Source organism: Donghicola sp. (assembly GCF_025210255.1).
GTDB lineage: Bacteria > Pseudomonadota > Alphaproteobacteria > Rhodobacterales > Rhodobacteraceae > Donghicola > Donghicola eburneus.
In genome coordinates, this window is sequence record NZ_JAOARZ010000042.1 from 198,482 (window position 1) to 215,629 (window position 17,148).

Genomic DNA, 17,148 nt, shown 5'->3' on the forward strand with positions numbered 1-17,148 from the left:
CGACACCTCAGTCAAGCGATCGCGTGGATTGGCGCAGCCACATCGGCAGGGGCGCTGGCGGGACGCTTGGTGGGGCGGGCAGGGCCCACAACGGCAAGGTCGAGTACGTAGCGTTCGATGGTATAGCGGCCCGCATCAGTCTTGCACTCATAGGCAAAGCGCGCGCCGATCTCGTCCAGCGGGATCAGAGAAACGCGCGCCATGCGGCTGCGACCTTGACCAAGTTGGATACGGACTTGAAGATCGTGAGTGAAGGGCAGCGCGATAGGGCGTTCCAACACGATTGTCTCTGCATCGAGGGCTGCCACCATCTGCGAGATTCCAGTGCGCCGATCGTGAAGGCGCAAGCCCATCTGCTTGGCACGCAAAACGGCAAGCTGGTCCGCTTGCTGGCCGCGCAGACGCTTCAGACCCTCTTGAATAGCGCGACGCAGGACGTTGAAGCCGACTTTGCCGAACAACCCGATCTCGGCACCGTAATTCACGGGGGCGTCGATCAGCATGTTGTTGTAACGGGCGCGGATTCGCTTGGTTGTGCCATGAGTCATGTACGCTTGCGAATGTCCCACAAGGCCTGGCTTTACCGCGAACTTATGGTCGTAGTTCGGCACGCGCTGGCGCTCGATTTCGGCGATCGCTTCGCGAACGGGGCGCGGACCGACAAGGTTCATATCCCCACGCAGCACGTTAAAGAGCTGCGGAAGCTCGTCCAAACGCGAGGCGCGCAAAAAGCGCCCCAGTGGTGTTTCGATATTGCTGTCAGCAGGCAGAACTTTAGTGGCGGTGAGCGCGGCTGCTTTCTTGTCGTCCAGCGTGCGGAACTTGAGGATGTTGAAAGAGACCTGATCCTTACCGATCCGTGGGCCCGAATAGATGATCCGCGGGCCCTGCGTCAGAAGCAGCGCAACAGCAATCAAGGCCATCATTGGCATGAGGGCCAGAATGACAACCGAGACAACAGACGCGTTATAAATACGGTGAATTCGCGGGTGGCGGGGGGCAAAACCAGTGGAAATGCCGCGACGCAGACGTGGGGACTCGGGGACTCGTACGGCCTTTACCGGCCCGGACGCAGCACCAAAGGTGCGCCCGTGGGCAAGGAAACTCATTATCGCTCTCCAAAACTAACACGCGGTCTTCGCCGCTTTTTTGTAACTATGGTTAACGAATATGGCTTTCGTGGGGACGATTTGGGCCGGAAAAGGGAATTTCAGGGAATGCGCGTCGTACGTAGAAGAAAGCTTGAAATGCTGGGGGTTTGGCCATAACACGGCGCGCAGATCGTAACGATTGTGGCCGGAATAGGTCAGCGGTGTGGCCCCATAGCTCAACTGGATAGAGCAGCCGACTTCTAATCGGCAGGTTGAGGGTTCGAGTCCTTCTGGGGTCGCCATATCCGATTCTCATGAGAAAGAGCCAGAAAAACCAGATGAATGCGCAAACGAAACCAAAAGCGTGCGCAAGGCCTGTCAAGAGAAATATACGCGTGTTTTGTGGTTGTTAGCGGGCGGCAAGGGCGGTTGGTGCTTCGAAACAATCAAGCTTGAGCGTGAGCCAGATATCTGACGATGAACCCCGCTGATTGCGGCATCGTTACTTCCAGCCCATTCGTGCCGTTTGAGGCCACTGTATGCGCGGCACAGCGGCGTCATCTAAGCGGCCACTCATTCCCGCCGCAGCATTTCCAACGTTCCGAGGTCGGCAGTGCGGACGGAGCTGCCGTTCAACCTTTCCCGAGAAGGTGCTCTTTCAGTCCCGAAGGATAAAGCTCCGGGCCGTTTGAAAGATCTAAGCTATCCAGAGAGAACCATTCCGCAAAGCAGGTGGTCCCACTGTCTTCAGTGAATTGGATGCGCTCTTCCGCGACAAACGTGTTGGGCGGAAAAGACACGTCGAAGATCGCAACAATCTCATGCCCGAGACTGCCTTCATGAACGAAAATGTTCTCCATGAACGTAGGAGGTGAAGCAACTTTCACCGTGATTCCTAGTTCCTCTTGAAACTCTCGAACGACCGCAGTCTCTACCGTTTCGCCAAACTCGACTGTTCCACCGAGAGGTCGCACGCCCTTCACACGCCCGGCGTCATCAAGAACTTCAGCCGCGAGAAGCCGACCATCGCGCCAGTGCAGGCCTAACGCCTTGAGTCGTATTCTGGATGCAGGACGCCATGAGCTCATGCAGAATGCTTACAGCAAAGCGCGAGCAACCGCAAAAGGCTCTGAGCGACCATGCGGCAGCGCGGCAGGCTCCTCGCCCAGGTGAGCCGGGTCCGCGTGGCGTGGACGGCCCTAAACGGTCATTCACTAGGCTGGCTCGGCTGCATCGCAGCTTCCCCAAACCGGCCATCCGTGGCATCGTGCAGAAAGGTCTGACACGCCAAGGTCGGCAGTGCGGGACTTTCCTGCCGTTCGTTCTCGACAGTCCAATGTCCGCATTCACGGTTGCTAATGTTCGCGGTCGCACAAATTGTGGTCAGCTAGCGACGCTAACACGTAGCAGTCCCCGGAAACGCCCTCACCGTTGCAGCCCTTCGATATCCGGCTGAGTTCTTTTTCAAGCGTTCGGAGGCGTTTGATCTTCGCGCGAACCTCTTCAAGTTGAGAGGTTGCGATGTCCGTCGCAGCCTCGCACGACCGGTCTGGATGATCCTGCAAGTCGATGAGCGAAGAAATGGCTTCAATGGAAAACCCAAGATCACGCGCATGGCGAATAAAGCTAAGTCGCTCTAACCCGGCCTTGTCGTATCGCCTTTGATTGCCAGACGTGCGCTCTGCTTCGGGCAATAACCCCATTTCCTCGTAATACCGGATAGTCGGAACCTTGACCTTTGTGCGCTTTGAAAGCTCGCCGATAGAATACATGAAGAAACCCCTTGAACCTCTAGTCACTAGAGACATTACAGTATGAGCAACCAAAGATGAAAGAGGATTCCCATGGCTGGTTGCTGCGGACATGACGCCAAGTTTGACGGCGTTTCAGACGATTATAAAAGACGGCTTTGGATCGTTATAGCGCTCAACGCGACGATGTTTTTTGTCGAGATGACAGCAGGTCATCTTGCCAAGTCTCAAGCGCTACAAGCTGACGCTCTCGACTTTGCAGGCGATGCGCTGACCTATGGAATTTCGCTTGCGGTCATCGGGGCCTCGCTTCGCGCACGGACGAATGCGGCATTGTTCAAAGGCGTCAGCCTTCTCATGATGGGTCTTTGGGTGTTCGGATCAACGGTCTATCGGGTCTTCTATGTTGGCGTCCCAACCGCAGAGATCATGGGTATCGTCGGTTTTCTTGCACTGCTCACCAATCTGGCAAGCGTATTGCTGCTGGTCCGTTACAAGGACGGTGATGCCAATGTCCGATCGGTCTGGTTGTGTTCGCGCAATGACGCGATTGGGAACGTGGCCGTGATGTTTGCAGCCCTTGGTGTGTGGGGCACGTCAACCGGTTGGCCTGACCTGATCGTGGCAACCATCATGGCTGTATTGTTTCTGTCATCGGCCTTTCAAATTGTGCGCCAAGCTTTGGAAGAGCGACGGGGCATCACCTACCATGAGCATGTGGAAGTTTGATGCTGGCAGTCTTGATCGTCGTCGGCCTCGTGATGGCGGCAGGAACCCTAGCCGCGATACTTTGGTCCATTGCATACCCTGAGCGTCGTCTTTGGCCGCCGCAGCGCTACACCAAGGCGACCCCCGTTCTGGTCTGGATGCCGACGTTCACGCTGTTCGGTATTCTGTTCGTCCTTGGGATCATGAATTGGGGGAGCCTGCCAATCCCGACTTGGTTACGGTTCGGTGCTGGCATTCCTCTGATTCTGGTTGGCAACGTCATCGTGTGGTCAGAGGTTGCGCAGTTCGGGATAGCCCAGACAGGCGGCGCGAAAGGGTCGCTTCGAACGGGCGGCATGTATCGCTTTTCCCGCAATCCACAATATGTCGCCGATATTGCAATGATTGTCGGCTGGATCGTGCTTTGTGCGTCGACTGGAGCAGCGCTTATTGGTTTTGCCGGAATAGCCGTTCTAATCGCTGCGCCGTTCGCGGAAGAACCATGGCTCCAAGCGCAATATGGGTCCGCGTTTGAGGACTACAGGGCAACGGTCAGGCGGTTCTTGTAGACAAATGACCAATCAATAAAGCAGACCTTCGCCATGGTGCGGCATCTTGGTAGGTCTGGATTCAAACCCGCCATCAGCCGCCGCGCGGAATTTTATGGTATAATTCGCCGTCAGCATCGTGTTGTCGATGGGGAGGGCGTGGCGGATCGGAGGATCCGTCATGGACATACCAAACTTACCCGCCATTCGCGCACGTCGCCCTGCGTGGAACAAGGGCCGCATCGTCGGCCAGAAGAGACCGCTCAAGCCCAAACACGTTTGGGCGATCAGGGTCAGGCTTGAGCTTGCGGAAAACCATCGGGATCTGGCGCTGTTCAATCTAGCGATAGATAGCAAGTTGCGCGGCTGCGACCTGGTCAAGATGAAGGTCGTCGACATCATGACAGCGGGCCAGATCAAGGAACGGGCTTCGGTGCTGCAAAGCAAGACGAAGAAGCCGGTGCGGTTCGAGATATCGGAAGGCACCCGCAGCTCTCTCGAACGATGGATGCGAGAGCCTTTGATGATTGGCTCTGAGTACTTGTGGCCTGGCCGCTTTCACGAACGGCTGCATATCTCGACCCGCCAATACGCGAGGATCGTCCGCAACTGGGTGACGTCGATCGGACTGGAGGCCAGCGCTTATGGCACCCACTCGATGCGACGCACCAAAGTGACGCAGATCTACAAGAAGACCGGAAACCTGCGCGCCGTCCAACTCCTGCTCGGCCATACCAAGATGGATAGCACCGTGAGGTATCTTGGAGTCGAGCTCGAAGATGCGTTGACACTCGCCGAGGCTATAGAAATCTGACCAGTTGGGCCGTCGTGACTGACGGCCCGTAGCTGCCCTCGGCTACCACTTCCAAACGATGCAATGTGGTCCGCCATTGCGGCCATTCGTGCGTAACGCAGCGTCGCTGTCCCTCGAATCACAGCAGAGCCAGACGACGCCGATGGTCGCGTCCTAATCGTCTGACTGTTGTCTGAGATGCATCATCGGCGCGACCGTTCAGCCGGGAAGACCGTCGATCCTTTCGATGGAGGCCAGTCCTTCGTCCCAGTTCGCGCGACTGGAACAACAGATATGCGCGTTGGGTAGAATGTCGATTGGGGTGTCAAGCGAGCCCGCGGGTACCGCAAGTAAACCGACCTCTGGCTGGGAAATAGGCAGTGCGGACCCGCAGTCAGAGCAAAAGCTCTTCATGTGGCGTGTACCAGGGAGATGAAACGTCTTGATGTTTGCTTCGCCTGAGACCCAAGTGATTTTGGCAGTGGACGAAAACAAGTTTGCCGAATGGGCCGAGCCGCTGTCCTTGCGGCAGCGGGAACAGTGGCACAGGAAAAAGCTCTCGAACTCTCCTGATATGCGGAATTGAACGACGCCACAAAGGCATTGTCCCGTGGTCGGATTGCTGTCCATTCACACTCCTCGCGACCGGCAAGCCCTGCCTCCAGTCGAACGCATCCATTGTTCCCTTGTATTCGCATGTTGGATCCGGGTCAAAAGGGGCTAAAAGAAAGACAGCCTCGGCGTCGCAGAGCATCAGCGGATCGAAAATCATGCCTTTCGTCGTTCACCGGCCCTGAGCCGACATTCATAGAGCCACTATGACGCCAAAGTGCAGCCCTTCAAACCGGGTTTTCGCTGCAGCGCGAATTCGCTGCTGAAGATCGCGAATAGTAACGGCGAGCCCACAACCGACCGCAATACCGCCCAGCCTCCGGGCCGTGCGAAGCGGCGACAAGCCCGGCGTCTCCGATCACGGCACCGATGTTCCACCGTTTCTTTTTTCGGTTCGTATTTGTGCAATGACATTTCTGGATGAATACCACGCGCTAGAACTCGACCCAAGCGGTGCCGGCCTCCGCAGACGCGATGCAGGCCGAGACGAACCGGACGCCATCAAGGCCCTCGGCAATTCCGGGCAGGAGTTCTGGAACCCTTCCATGCTCTGCAGCAATCAGATCGGCAGCCTCGCTATAGAGCGTTGCGAAGCCTTCGAGATAACCTTCGGGATGACCCGCCGGAATTCTGGTAACCGCCATTGCGGCCTCTGTTGCTCCGGCGCCCCCCCGGGTGAGGGTCTGGCTTGGCTGACCGAAGCGGGTGAAAGTCATCCGGTTGGGATCTTCTTGGGTCCATTCGAGCCCGGCCTTGTCGCCGTAGATCCTGAGGCGTAAACCGTTCTCATTGCCTACTGCCACCTGACTGGCCCAGAGCGTGCCGCGGATACCGTCGCCATATCGCAGCAGGATATGGGCGTTGTCATCGACCGGTCTGCCCGACACAAAGGTAGAGAGGTCCGCGGCAAGTTGGCAGGGCGTCAGACCAGTCACGAAATTCGCGAGGTTGAAGGCATGGGTGCCAATATCGCCGATCGCCCCGCCCCTGCCGGACCTTTGCGGATCGGCGCGCCAGGCGGCCTGCTTGCCGTCGGAGGGCTCTGTCAGCCAGTCCTGCGCATATTCCACTTGTACGACGCGTAATGCCCCCAGATCCCCGTGCGCCACCATCTCGCGCGCCTGCCGGATCAGCGGATAGCCGGTGTAATTGTGGGTCAGGATGAAATGCTTGCCCGAGCGAAGCACCGCTGCGGCCATCGCCTGGGCGTCCTCTTCCGTACCGGCCAGTGGCTTATCGCAGATCACGTGGATCCCAGCGTCGAGAAATGCAATCGCAGGCGCGGCGTGCATGTGGTTTGGCGTAACGATGGCAACCGCGTCGATGCCATCGGCACGAGCCGCTTCAGCCTTGGCCATTTCCGCGAAATCGGAATAGCTGCGGGTCGGGTCAAGGCCGAGTTCGGCCGCCGAGGCTGCCGCCCGTTCAGGATCGGAACTGAGAGCACCGGCCACCAGGTCCCATCGGCCATCAAGGCGCGCGGCAAAACGGTGTACACCGCCAATAAACGCGCCCTGGCCGCCGCCCACCATACCCAGACGAAGCCGTTTCATGCCGACACCCCCAGCATTTTGCGAATCTTCGCGGGATCGGTTTCGCCGCCCGCGAAATCGTCAAAGGCCTTGCCCGTAGATTGGATGATGTGGCGGCGTATGAAGGGCGCGCCCTCGGCCGCACCCTGTTCGGGAGATTTCAGACAGCATTCCCATTCCAGCACCCCGTAACTGTCATAGCCGTATTGGCACAAACGCGAGAAGACGCCGGGAAAATCTACCTGCCCATCCCCCAAGGAGCGGAACCGCGCAGCGCGATCTGTCCAGTCGGCATAGCCGGAATAGACGCCTTGCCGGGCGGTCGGATTGAACTCGGCGTCCTTGACGTGAAAGGCACAGATTCGGTCGTGGTAGAGGTCGATGAAACCCAGGTAATCGAGCTGTTGCAGCAAGAAGTGCGAAGGATCGTAGTTGATCAGCGCGCGGTCGTGGTTGCCCGTGGCGGCGACGAAACGTTCATAGGTCGCGCCGTCGAACAGATCCTCGCCGGGATGAATCTCAAACCCGATATCAACTCCCTGTTCCTCGTAGACGTCGAGGATCGGGAGCCAGCGACGGGCAAGTTCAGTAAAGGCCTCGTCGATCAGCCCGGGCGGTCGCTGGGGCCAGGGGTAGAGGTAGGGAAAGGCCAGCGAGCCGGAAAAGCTGACAGTGGTTTCGAGGCCAAGGTTGCGGGCGGCTTTGGCGGCCTTCAGCATCTGGTCCACTGCCCATTCCTGCCGCGCGGCGGGGTTGCCGTGCAACGCTGTCGGCGCGAAAGCATCGAAGGCCAGATCATAGGCCGGGTGCACGGCAATAAGCTGGCCTTGCAGGTGGGTCGACAATTCGCTGATCGCTACACCCGCATCGGCACAGACGCCTTTCACCTCGTCGCAATAGGCTTTGCTGGTCGCGGCCAGATCCAGATCGAAGAGCCGGGTGTCGAATGTCGGTATCTGGACCGCGTCGTAGCCCAGGCCCGCCGCCCAGGCGGTGATGCCCTCCAGCGTGTCGAACGGTGCCGTGTCGCCTGAAAACTGGGCCAGGAAAATTCCTGCCCCCTTCATGGTGTTGGTCATCCTCTCTTCTCCTTCGTCTGCGCCGCTCAGAACGCAAATTCGCTGAGCATCGTCAGGTACCGGATCTCAACCGGACGGGCGAGCAACTCGCCCTGCCGGTCAAAGAGCGGCTTCAGATGCGGCTTGGTCAGGTGCTCGCCGAGATCCTGTCGCGTACGCCAGTTCTCATAGAATACGAACACGCAGGGATCGCTGGCATCGACGTGGAAGTCGTAGTTCAGACATCCTGCCTCGGCCCGGGTCGGGGCGACCTGCGCGGCCAGAATGGCCTGGAGCTCCGCGCGGGTCTCGGGTTTGGCGACGACAGTGCCTATGATCGTGCATCCGGGGGTCATGGCTTAGCTCCTTTTTTGGCTGAGGGCGACGGCGAGGATGATGATCCCGCCACGGGCGATAAGCTGCTGGCTGAATTCGAGCCCCATCAGGATCAACCCGTTGTTGATCAACCCGATCATCAGCGCGCCGACGATGGTGCCGATCACCGTGCCATAGCCGCCGAACAGGCTCGTGCCACCCAGAACCGCTGCGGCGATGACACTCAACTCGTCGCCTTCGCCCAACTGAAACCGCCCCGACTGCAGCCGTCCGGCATAGAGCATCCCAGCCAGCGCCGCCGCCATCGACGACATGATCAGTACCCGGAACTTGACCGAGCTTGTATCGATACCGGAATAGCGTGCCGCCGTCTCACCGCCGCCGGTCGCCAGCACGCGGCGCCCGAAGCTTGTGCGCTTCAGGACGAAATGGCCGATCACGCCGAGGACGACCATCCAGATGAGGAGAACCGGAATGAGGCCGATCGAGCCGCCACCGAAGAGCCAGGAATAGACCGGTTCAATGATCGGCACAGCCGAGGTGTCGCTGATCCACATTGCGACGCCTTTGGCGATGCCCATCATGGCCAGCGTCGTCAGGAAAGACGGTATGCCGATCCGGGTGGTCAGCATCCCGTTGAACACACCCACAGCAATGCCGGTGGCAAGGCCTGCCGCAATGCCGAAGAATATGCCGCCCACATCGATGGCCATCGCCGTAGTGACCGAGGCAAGCCCGGCGACGGCGCCGACCGAGAGATCGATCTCGCCGGCGCTGAGCACGAAGGTCATGGCAATGGCCATCACGGCGATCATTGCTGTCTGGCGCACGATATTGAGCAGGTTGTTGGGGTCCAGGAATCCCTTGTCTTTCAACGTCACCGCAAAGATCACGAAGATCACGGCGAAGCCGATATAGATGATGTTCTGGCGCCAATTGGCCAGACCAATGCGGGCCGCAATGGTCGGCCCGGAGCTCAGGTTTTCACTGGTGGACATGGACGTTTCCCTGATGCTTCAGGGCCTCCTGGATATGGAATTGAAGTTTTTGCTCCGCAGCCTGCAACTGGTGCATGGTATCATCCGCGGGCAGATCGGGATCGTCGAGGTCGTGGCGGGAATAGGTGCTGGCGACACGTCCTTCGCTCATCACCACGATGCTGTCGCAGGCCGTGAGCAGCTCGCTCAGCTCTGACGAGATCATCAGCACCGCCTTGCCCGATTTCGCAAGGGCGCGAACCAGCTGGATGATTTCCGACTTGGACCCGATGTCGATGCCCGCCGTCGGCTCGTCCAGTATCAGTATATCCGGATCCGCCGCCAGCCACTTGCCGATCACCACCTTCTGCTGGTTGCCGCCCGACAGGGTCGAGACCGCGTGATCGCGCGAGGCCGTCTTTATGCTGAGATGCTTGATCTGGTGATCCGCCGTTTCGCGCACCGCCTTGGCGTTCATGACCGAGCGGTTTGACAGATGATCCAACACGGCCATCGAGATATTCATCGCCACCGAATGCGCGCCAATAATGCCTTGCGTCGCGCGGGCTTCGGGGACCAGCGCGATGCGCGCGTCGATGGCATCTTTCGGTTTGTCAATCTGGACCGGAGTGCCCGCCACGCGGATCTCTCCCGAAGCGACCGGATCGATCCCGGCAATCACCCGCGCCAGCGATGATCGGCCGGAGCCGAGCAGCCCGGCCAGCCCCACCACCTCGCCACGATGTACCGTGAGACTTATGTCTTGAGGTTTGTGCACCCCCGACACACCGACGAGTTCGAGCAACGGCTCGCCGATCTGTGCGTACTCACGCGCGACATCGCTCAGCCCCTTGGACCGCTTGCCCACGATATGTTCGATCATGGTGTCGATCGGCAATGACTCGAGCGGCGCAGTGATCACGTGACGACCGTCACGCAGGATGGTGGCGCGGTCGGCAATGCGAGCGATCTCGTCCATGCGGTGGCTGACATAGATGATCGCCACGCCCTTGGCCTTCAGCTTGCGCAAAAAGGTAAAGAGTCGCTCGACGTCCGAAACCGACAGCGCGGTCGACGGCTCGTCCAGCACCAGAACGCGGGCGTCCTGGCTGATGGCCTTGACGATCTCGGTCAGCTGCTTCTGTCCCGCGCCCAGATCGCCGACCAGCGCCCTCGGATTGACGTCGACCTCGAGCATGTCGAACAGCTCCTTGGCCTTGCGTTCCGCCACGCGGTCGTCGATCAGCCCGCTCTCGGTTTTCGCCTCGCGGGTCAGATAGACGTTCTGCGCCACACTCAGCGTCGGGATCAGGCTCATCTCCTGAAAGATCATCGCGACCCCGGCATTGCGCGACGCCTCGGGCGACATCGCGGTGATCTTCGTGCCGCAGATCTCGATGGTGCCGCCGTCGGGGACATGCACGCCGTTCAGCACCTTCAGGATCGTCGACTTGCCGGCACCGTTGCCGCCCAGAAGCGCGTGGATCTCGCCCGCTTCAACCTGGAAATCCACGCCTTGCAGGGCCTTCACGCCACCAAAATGCTTGACGATGCCCCGCATGTCGACGGCATGGCGGGTGCCGGTCATGCCGGCACCGCGGTCCCTTTGTCCGCTTTCGTCTGGGATTGCACCTTGACCCATTGCTCTGTCTCCCCCGATGTGATCAATGCATCGGCCACCAATTCGGTCAGGTATCCGTCGGCAAAATTCGGCGACGGCTGTTCGCCGCTTGCGATGGCCTTGAAGAAATCGTAGCACTCGATGATCTTGGTTTCCGAATACCCGATGCCGAGCGCCGGGATCGGCCAGAGACCTTCGCCATAGGGATGCGCCGGACCGGTATAGACGGTACGGAAGCCGCGCGCGTCGGCCGGATCGTCGGCAAACATCACCTGCAACTCATCGCGGCGTTCATAGTTGAACAGGATAGAGCCCTTGGTGCCGTGGATTTCCAGAGTGATGAAGTTGTTGCGGCCGTGGCCGTTCCGTGTGGCCTCAAGCGAGCCGATGGCGCCGTTTTCGAACTTCAGCATCGAGACGACCTCGTCGTCCACGTCGACCTCGCCGCGCGGGGCATCCGCGTTCTTTTCGCTGGCGCCCAGCTTGTCGACGCCGCCTGCCTGCAGGGGCCGGGTCTTGACATAGGTCGGCGTCAGCGCGCTGACCGCCGCGATCGGGCCGACCAAATAATGCGCTAGATCGACAACATGGGTGCCGATATCGCCAATCGCGCCCGACCCGGCGATTTTCTTCTGAAACCGCCAGGACAACGGCCCATCGGGATCGGCGGACCAGTCCTGGAGATATGTGCCGCGGAAGTTCAGGATCTCACCGATCCGGCCCTCGTCGATGTATTTCTTGGCCAGCGCCACGGCAGGCGTGCGGCGGTAGTTGAAGGCAACCATGTGGATCACGCCGGCCGCCTCGACCGCGTCCAGCATAGCTTTGGCCTCTTCTCCGCCGCGGGCCAGCGGCTTTTCGCAGATGATGTGTTTTCCGGCCTTGGCCGCAGCGATGGCGATCTCGGCATGGACGTTGTTAGGAGTGCAGATGTCGATCACGTCGATATCGTCCCGTGCGATTACTGCGCGCCAGTCCGACGAGGCCTCGTCGAAGCCAAAGCGCTGGCGGGCGGCTTCCGCCTGATCGTCGGTCACGTCCACCACGACCTTGCGGTGCGGAATGGCGGGTGCAGGCCAGAAGAACATCGGCATCGAGGCATAGGCCATGGCGTGGGCCTTGCCCATAAAACCGCCGCCGATCATGGCAATGTTGAGTGTCTTGGTCATCGGATTTCTCCAGAATGCGGGACTCCGGGGCGGTCGCGCGAGAGGCGCCGCCAAGCCGCGGGTTTCGAAGGGTCGGATGGTGCGGGCCGGCAACCACGGGTCACAGGCCCGGCAGGTGTCAGTTCATGCTCTTCTGGATGTTGCGGGTGGCATCCGCGCGATACACGGTCTGCCAGGCCTCCAGCAGGTTGCCCTTTTCGACCGGCAGTGCCGGCAAGGCGACAAAGGCAGGCGCCTCCTTGTCCAGCAGGGCATAGCCGGCCAGCGTTGCCTCGGCGACGCCTTGATCGAAGGGGCGCTGCGCGCCCAGACCTTTGACGAAACCGCCCTGCGCCATGTTGATCGCAACATTTTCCCCGAGGTCGATCGTGGTGATGATCAGGTCATCGCGTCCCGCGACCCTTGCGGCGGAGATCACGCCCTCGGCGGGCACATCCCAGACCGCCCAGATCCCGTCGAGATCGCGGTACGAGGTCAGCATGGCGCTGGCGACCTTCTCGGCATCGCCGGTGAAATCCGGGCCGCCGATGCCCTGTTCGGCGACAATCTCGATATCCGGATAGTCCGAGGCGATGGTCGCCCTGAAGGCGTCATATCGCTGCCGGGTGACGAAGAAATCCGCCGCATGGTAGACGAGGCCGATCTTGCCTTCCTCGTCCAGGGCCTTGGCCATCAGATGTGCGGCGGCCACGCCATTGCCGTAATTGTCGGCAGACACGACCGATACGTAGTCCTCGCCGGCTGTCATGCCCGGCGGGGTATTTTCCATGAACACGATCTTAACACCCGCTTCTGCGGCTGCCTTGTAAGCGGCGGCCGTTGCTGCCGGGTCCGTCGGCACGGACACGATGATGTCGGGCCGTTGCGCCATCACGGTTTCGATGTCGGCCACCTGCTTTTCGGGCTTGAAGCCTGCGTCAGTGACAGCGATCACCTCGATGCCCAGTTCGGCAAAGCGGTTCTGAAGGCCATCGACTTGCGCCCGGCTCCAGTCATTTCCGCCGTAATGCATGATGATGGCGGCCGTGGCGTTCATCGCCTTGATCTGGTCGAGCTCGGCGGCCGAAAGCACGAGGTCCGCAGCCGGGCTGGGGTCTTCGCCATTGGGGCCTTTCGACAGGACTGTGGTTTGCAGCGCGGCAAGGGCTGCGTCGGGATCGGCAAAGGCCGGAGTTGTCAGCGTGGCGGTCGCCAGGAGCGCCGCAAGGGCCGTGCCTTTCAGGGTTGTCATCAGTTTCATCGGGTTTCTCCTCCAGGATGATCTTATTGCGTCGTTTGTTTGCTTAGATTTGTCGGGTCAGGCCGGTTCGAAGCTTTTCTCGAGATAGGCCATGCTCAGCTCAGCTCCGGCGCGCGGGTCGTCCCAGGCATCAAGCTCTACGGCCACCCAGCCGTCGAATTTGGTGTCACGCAGTGCCGCGATGATCGGCGCGCTGTCCAGATCGCCCTGGTCCAGAGGCGTGAAGGCGAATGGCTCTTTCTGCCAGCCTTTAAGGTGGACATAGGAAATCCGGTCGCGGTGTTCGCGGATCATCGCCGCCGGATCACCGCCGCCTGCCGCCAGATGCGCAGTATCGGGGCAAAAGTGGATCGAGGTTTCCGAAAAGATCTTACGCACCTGTTCCGGGCTTTCGCCGATGGTCGTCAGATGCGGGTGGTAGTGGCCCTTCAGGCCGCGTTCGGCGGCGATGCCCGCCACTTGCTCAAGCGCGGCGGAAAGCCGTCCGTAATCGCCCTCGCGGATGCCGTCGAAGCGCTTTGCCCCGCCGCCGACAACAAGATGCGGCGCACCAAGCTCGGCGGTGCGGTCGGCGGCGCGGCGGATGCGGTCCATCTCTTCCGGCAGGATTTCGTCGTAGATGAAGTTGCCGCCGGAATAGGCCGCGACAAGGCTCAGCCCAGTGTCGTCCAGAAGTGTGCGGAAATCCCTGGCGGAATAATCCAGCAGATTACCGTCGAACACTTCGACCCCCCGATATCCGGCGGCGGCGATGTCGCGAAATGCCACGGCCATGTCCGCGAAGGTCCGGTAGGTCAGTTCGCTGATCGACGTGACGCCGACCGCATTGCCGCCCAGCGGCCCCCAGCAGTTCGCCTGATAGGCCAGTTTCCACCCTTTCATGGGGTCCTCCTCCCTCGCCCCGTCGGGGCTGACTTGCGTGTGCGACCGGCCTCTCCGGTCTGCTGGGGCAAGGGTTTAATCTGAAAATCACACATTGGTCAATATTTAATAACCATATGATCGTTATCTTTTGCTGATTTTCTGCAAAAGTAATGAGTTGCCCCACGAAAGATCGGCTGTTATTTGTAGTGTACGACAGGGAGCCCGGCACGGATGCGCGCGCAAAACCGCCAGATCAGACCACGATTCGCAGAATTGCCACGCGTGAAATCCGCCAGCCTCACCCGCGCCCCAGGCACATCCAAGAGGGGCCAATGAACGATAAGGCAAAACCGAACGGCGCCGCCCGACGCGCCAGGGGGCGACCGCGCAACAGCGACGGCGCGGCGCCCAGCCTGTCGAAGATCCTCAATCTCGTCCGCTGCGGCGAGGCTACCACCCGGCAGGAGATCGAGCGCGCCAGCGAGCTTGGCCGCGCCATTGTGACTGACCGATTGACGACGCTGGCCGCGCTCGACCTTGTGGACGAAAGCGAACTTGGCGTCGCGACCGGCGGGCGGGCGCCGCGACTGGTCCGCTTCAATGCGGATGCCGGTCTGATATTGGTCGCAACGCTCGACCAGACGGCACTTGGTGTGGCACTTACCGACCTCTCAGGGAAATTGCTGACCGAGCATCACGAGGCCCTCGACTTGAACGCGCCCGCCGAAGACACCCTGAGCCGCCTGGAAACGCTGTTCGAGTGGATCCTGGAAAAGAGCGCGCGGTCGCAAAAGGTCTGGGGCATAGGGATATCTGTGCCTGCGCCGGTGCAGACGCCTTCCGGAGGGCTACTGTCCACCTCGCCGCATGTCCTGCCCGCTTGGGACGACACCGCCTATGTCGAACGTCTGGTCCAAACCTACAAGGCGCCGGTTTGGCTGCGCAGCAGCGTCGAGACAATGGCCATGGGCGAGTTGCATGATGGCGAGGTGCCGCCGAACGCGTCAATGCTTTTCATCAAGGTCGGCAAACGGATCGGCGCTGGGCTTGTCGTGGACGGAAGGCTGTATCGGGGCGCACAGGGCGCTGCCGGGTTAATCGGTCAGTTGCCGGTTGCCTCCAACGGGCGCACAGGCCCGCTGGAATTGCTCGCCGGGAGTGATACGATTGCACGAGAAGGCCAGGCCGCTGCGAAAAGCGGCGAGAGTACCTATCTGGCGGATATTCTGGCCCGGGGTGGCGAGATCACGTCGATCGATGTCGGTCAGGCGGCGCAGGCCGGTGACCCCACCGCGATGGAGATCATGTCGCGCAGCGGGCGTCTGATCGGCCATGTGGCCGCCACGCTGGCCAATATGCTGAATCCCAGCCATATCGTGCTGAGCGGCTCGATCGCCCAAACCAACGACATCCTGCTCGCCGCGGTTCGCGAGGTTGTATATGGCGAGTCGCATCCGCTTGTGACCCGTGACCTGCACATTGGCGCGTCCCGGCTTGGCAGTTCCGCGGGACTTGTCGGCGGGGCGGCGGTCGTCGTGGATGCCCTGTTCGAACCGGAGTTCCTGAGCAGCTGGATCACACGCGGCGCGCCAACCCACGCGCCCGAATTCGAAAAGGTGTTGGAGGTCACAAGGGCCGCATTGTCACGCCCCGATTTCACGGACACGGACATACCGGCACCTCCCGAACCGGCGATCAGCAGCAAGACCGATCTCAAGACCAAGGATAGCGACGCATGACAGGAGCCGCCAAAAAAACCATTTCTGGACTCGGCCCTCATGGCGAACGCGCCACAGCACCCAGCCGGATCGCGCTTCTGGACGACGACATCACCGCCGCCAGAAACCGGGGATTTTCCGTTGCGGTGATCATCCATACGCTCGACAGCGACTGGTCGCGTCAATCAATGGCCGGCATCGTCGAAACCCTGGACCAATGCGGTGCCACGATCAGCGAAGTCGTGGATTGCAGGTTCGACACAGCCACCCAGATCGCGGCTCTGAACCGCCTGAGTGGCGAGCCGGTTGACGCCGTCGTGTCCATCCCGGTCGCCAATGCCGCGGTGGCCGACGCGCACCGTAGCGTCGCCAGGGCGGGCAAACGCCTCATCCTGCTCGACAACGTACCCACCGGACTGCTGCCGGGACGGGACTATACCTCGCTGGTCTCGGCGGATAATTTCGGCCTTGGGCTGATTGGCGCCGAACTTTTGTCGCCGCATGTACCCGGAAATCGACACGTCGGCATCCTGACTTACGGCGTCGATTTCTTTGCCACCAATGAGCGCGAGATCGCATTTGCTCGCTGGATCAAGGCAAATCGACCAGATCTCACGGTGCACACAAGACGCTTTGCATCGCTGAAGACCACTGGGCAGACCACTGAGGCCCTTGTCGACGAGCTTCACGATCTGGCCGGCCTATTCGTAGTTTGGGATGTTCCGGCGAAGGAAGCCATCCGGGTCTTGGATCAAAGAGGCGCCGACGTACCTGTCACGACGGTCGATTTGGGGGGCGAGGTCGCCATCAACATGGCTGGCGGCGGCAGAACTGTCGGGATCGCCGCGCAGCAGCCTTATGCCCAGGGTGTAGCCGTCGCTCAGACAACCATTCTGTCTTTACTCGGCTTACCTGTTCCTGGCTGGACCGCACTTCCTGGCGTGCCGGTGACAACGTCCAACCTCGTAGAAAGTTATCAAATGGTCTGGAATACAGAGGCGCCTAACGAGGTTCTGAAACTGAAGCACGGATCGTCTTAGGTGTGGAGCTCTGGAACCATTTCGTGCGCGGACGCGGCCTGCGCAGGTATTTCGCATGATTGACACGCCTTGACGCTTAGGCTTTAGGAA

At 60.3% G+C, this 17,148-nt stretch carries 18 protein-coding genes and 1 tRNA gene; 6 read left to right on the forward strand and 13 right to left on the reverse strand.

Features of this window, described 5'->3' with window-relative positions:
• Positions 1-11: 11 nt before the first annotated feature.
• Entirely contained in the window at positions 12-1,109 is a 1,098-nt protein-coding gene (locus N4A58_RS19390) for a sugar transferase (RefSeq protein WP_293712827.1), read from the reverse strand.
• Between the two features lie 207 nt (positions 1,110-1,316).
• Here N4A58_RS19390 and N4A58_RS19395 point away from each other — a divergent pair.
• A tRNA-Arg gene (locus N4A58_RS19395) sits at positions 1,317-1,393 on the forward strand.
• Positions 1,394-1,723: 330 nt separating this feature from the next.
• On the opposite strand, the gene N4A58_RS19400 is transcribed toward N4A58_RS19395, so the two are convergent.
• Both N4A58_RS19400 and N4A58_RS19405 read right to left on the reverse strand, forming a co-directional pair.
• Positions 1,724-2,179, reverse strand: coding sequence for an NUDIX domain-containing protein (locus N4A58_RS19400; RefSeq protein WP_293712829.1), 456 nt, complete (start codon positions 2,177-2,179; stop codon positions 1,724-1,726).
• Positions 2,180-2,446: 267 nt separating this feature from the next.
• Complete coding sequence (locus tag N4A58_RS19405; RefSeq protein ID WP_293712831.1) at positions 2,447-2,863, reverse strand: helix-turn-helix domain-containing protein; 417 nt, start codon at positions 2,861-2,863, stop codon at positions 2,447-2,449.
• 72 nt (positions 2,864-2,935) lie between these two features.
• Here N4A58_RS19405 and N4A58_RS19410 point away from each other — a divergent pair, with 72 nt between their 5' ends.
• From N4A58_RS19410 to N4A58_RS19420, 3 genes are all read left to right on the forward strand, one after another.
• Positions 2,936-3,571 carry a cation transporter gene (locus N4A58_RS19410; protein ID WP_293712833.1) on the forward strand — a complete coding sequence of 212 codons (636 nt, stop codon included), beginning with the start codon at positions 2,936-2,938 and terminating at the stop codon, positions 3,569-3,571.
• Positions 3,571-4,119, forward strand: coding sequence for an isoprenylcysteine carboxylmethyltransferase family protein (locus N4A58_RS19415; protein WP_293712835.1), 549 nt, complete (start codon positions 3,571-3,573; stop codon positions 4,117-4,119). The genes N4A58_RS19410 and N4A58_RS19415 overlap by 1 nt, the downstream gene beginning before the upstream one ends.
• A gap of 160 nt (positions 4,120-4,279) precedes the next feature.
• Positions 4,280-4,912: a tyrosine-type recombinase/integrase gene (locus tag N4A58_RS19420; RefSeq protein ID WP_293712837.1), complete on the forward strand. Its 633-nt coding sequence runs from the start codon at positions 4,280-4,282 to the stop codon at positions 4,910-4,912.
• Between the two features lie 198 nt (positions 4,913-5,110).
• Here N4A58_RS19420 and N4A58_RS20960 read toward each other — a convergent pair whose 3' ends face one another.
• The 10 genes from N4A58_RS20960 to N4A58_RS19465 all read right to left on the reverse strand — a co-directional run bounded on the left by N4A58_RS20960 (position 5,111) and on the right by N4A58_RS19465 (position 14,318).
• A complete protein-coding gene (locus N4A58_RS20960; RefSeq protein ID WP_228028583.1) occupies positions 5,111-5,386 on the reverse strand; it encodes a GFA family protein in 276 nt (91 codons plus the stop codon).
• Positions 5,286-5,663 carry a hypothetical protein gene (locus N4A58_RS19425; RefSeq protein WP_293712839.1) on the reverse strand — a complete coding sequence of 126 codons (378 nt, stop codon included), beginning with the start codon at positions 5,661-5,663 and terminating at the stop codon, positions 5,286-5,288. Before N4A58_RS19425 ends, N4A58_RS20960 begins: the two co-directional genes overlap by 101 nt.
• A gap of 274 nt (positions 5,664-5,937) precedes the next feature.
• The gene (locus N4A58_RS19430; protein WP_293712841.1) at positions 5,938-7,056 is read right to left on the reverse strand and encodes a Gfo/Idh/MocA family oxidoreductase; all 1,119 of its coding nucleotides are present in this window, start codon (positions 7,054-7,056) and stop codon (positions 5,938-5,940) included.
• Positions 7,053-8,114, reverse strand: coding sequence for a sugar phosphate isomerase/epimerase (locus N4A58_RS19435; protein ID WP_293712843.1), 1,062 nt, complete (start codon positions 8,112-8,114; stop codon positions 7,053-7,055). The genes N4A58_RS19430 and N4A58_RS19435 overlap by 4 nt, the downstream gene beginning before the upstream one ends.
• A 26-nt stretch (positions 8,115-8,140) precedes the next feature.
• A complete protein-coding gene (locus tag N4A58_RS19440; RefSeq protein ID WP_293712845.1) occupies positions 8,141-8,449 on the reverse strand; it encodes a putative quinol monooxygenase in 309 nt (102 codons plus the stop codon).
• 3 nt (positions 8,450-8,452) lie between these two features.
• Positions 8,453-9,427, reverse strand: coding sequence for an ABC transporter permease (locus N4A58_RS19445; RefSeq protein ID WP_293712847.1), 975 nt, complete (start codon positions 9,425-9,427; stop codon positions 8,453-8,455).
• On the reverse strand, positions 9,414-10,994 hold the full coding sequence (locus tag N4A58_RS19450) for a sugar ABC transporter ATP-binding protein (RefSeq protein WP_293712849.1): 1,581 nt from the start codon (positions 10,992-10,994) through the stop codon (positions 9,414-9,416). The genes N4A58_RS19445 and N4A58_RS19450 overlap by 14 nt, the downstream gene beginning before the upstream one ends.
• Positions 10,991-12,196 carry a Gfo/Idh/MocA family oxidoreductase gene (locus N4A58_RS19455; protein ID WP_293712851.1) on the reverse strand — a complete coding sequence of 402 codons (1,206 nt, stop codon included), beginning with the start codon at positions 12,194-12,196 and terminating at the stop codon, positions 10,991-10,993. Before N4A58_RS19455 ends, N4A58_RS19450 begins: the two co-directional genes overlap by 4 nt.
• Before the next feature lie 118 nt (positions 12,197-12,314).
• Positions 12,315-13,436 carry a substrate-binding domain-containing protein gene (locus N4A58_RS19460; RefSeq protein WP_293712853.1) on the reverse strand — a complete coding sequence of 374 codons (1,122 nt, stop codon included), beginning with the start codon at positions 13,434-13,436 and terminating at the stop codon, positions 12,315-12,317.
• A gap of 57 nt (positions 13,437-13,493) precedes the next feature.
• On the reverse strand, positions 13,494-14,318 hold the full coding sequence (locus N4A58_RS19465) for a sugar phosphate isomerase/epimerase (protein WP_293712855.1): 825 nt from the start codon (positions 14,316-14,318) through the stop codon (positions 13,494-13,496).
• 314 nt (positions 14,319-14,632) lie between these two features.
• On the opposite strand from N4A58_RS19465, the gene N4A58_RS19470 reads away from it, so the two are divergent.
• A complete protein-coding gene (locus N4A58_RS19470; protein ID WP_293712857.1) occupies positions 14,633-16,039 on the forward strand; it encodes an ROK family protein in 1,407 nt (468 codons plus the stop codon).
• Positions 16,036-17,058 (forward strand): substrate-binding domain-containing protein, encoded by a 1,023-nt coding sequence (locus N4A58_RS19475; RefSeq protein WP_293712859.1) that lies wholly within the window; start codon positions 16,036-16,038, stop codon positions 17,056-17,058. Before N4A58_RS19470 ends, N4A58_RS19475 begins: the two co-directional genes overlap by 4 nt.
• Positions 17,059-17,148: the final 90 nt, after the last annotated feature.

What these genes read in the sequence shown, in the direction of transcription:
- N4A58_RS19460 (WP_293712853.1), bottom strand. Translation starts at nt 13,436, where the DNA reads ATGAAACTGATGACAACCCTGAAAGGCACGGCCCTTGCGGCGCTCCTG.
- N4A58_RS19410 (WP_293712833.1), top strand. Translation starts at nt 2,936, where the DNA reads ATGGCTGGTTGCTGCGGACATGACGCCAAGTTTGACGGCGTTTCAGAC.
- N4A58_RS19450 (WP_293712849.1), bottom strand. Translation starts at nt 10,994, where the DNA reads ATGACCGGCACCCGCCATGCCGTCGACATGCGGGGCATCGTCAAGCAT.
- N4A58_RS19405 (WP_293712831.1), bottom strand. Translation starts at nt 2,863, where the DNA reads ATGTATTCTATCGGCGAGCTTTCAAAGCGCACAAAGGTCAAGGTTCCG.
- N4A58_RS19470 (WP_293712857.1), top strand. Translation starts at nt 14,633, where the DNA reads ATGAACGATAAGGCAAAACCGAACGGCGCCGCCCGACGCGCCAGGGGG.
- N4A58_RS19425 (WP_293712839.1), bottom strand. Translation starts at nt 5,663, where the DNA reads ATGATTTTCGATCCGCTGATGCTCTGCGACGCCGAGGCTGTCTTTCTT.
- N4A58_RS19440 (WP_293712845.1), bottom strand. Translation starts at nt 8,449, where the DNA reads ATGACCCCCGGATGCACGATCATAGGCACTGTCGTCGCCAAACCCGAG.
- N4A58_RS19415 (WP_293712835.1), top strand. Translation starts at nt 3,571, where the DNA reads ATGCTGGCAGTCTTGATCGTCGTCGGCCTCGTGATGGCGGCAGGAACC.
- N4A58_RS19445 (WP_293712847.1), bottom strand. Translation starts at nt 9,427, where the DNA reads ATGTCCACCAGTGAAAACCTGAGCTCCGGGCCGACCATTGCGGCCCGC.
- N4A58_RS19475 (WP_293712859.1), top strand. Translation starts at nt 16,036, where the DNA reads ATGACAGGAGCCGCCAAAAAAACCATTTCTGGACTCGGCCCTCATGGC.
- N4A58_RS19430 (WP_293712841.1), bottom strand. Translation starts at nt 7,056, where the DNA reads ATGAAACGGCTTCGTCTGGGTATGGTGGGCGGCGGCCAGGGCGCGTTT.
- N4A58_RS19465 (WP_293712855.1), bottom strand. Translation starts at nt 14,318, where the DNA reads ATGAAAGGGTGGAAACTGGCCTATCAGGCGAACTGCTGGGGGCCGCTG.
- N4A58_RS19435 (WP_293712843.1), bottom strand. Translation starts at nt 8,114, where the DNA reads ATGACCAACACCATGAAGGGGGCAGGAATTTTCCTGGCCCAGTTTTCA.
- N4A58_RS19390 (WP_293712827.1), bottom strand. Translation starts at nt 1,109, where the DNA reads ATGAGTTTCCTTGCCCACGGGCGCACCTTTGGTGCTGCGTCCGGGCCG.
- N4A58_RS19420 (WP_293712837.1), top strand. Translation starts at nt 4,280, where the DNA reads ATGGACATACCAAACTTACCCGCCATTCGCGCACGTCGCCCTGCGTGG.
- N4A58_RS19455 (WP_293712851.1), bottom strand. Translation starts at nt 12,196, where the DNA reads ATGACCAAGACACTCAACATTGCCATGATCGGCGGCGGTTTTATGGGC.
- N4A58_RS19400 (WP_293712829.1), bottom strand. Translation starts at nt 2,179, where the DNA reads ATGAGCTCATGGCGTCCTGCATCCAGAATACGACTCAAGGCGTTAGGC.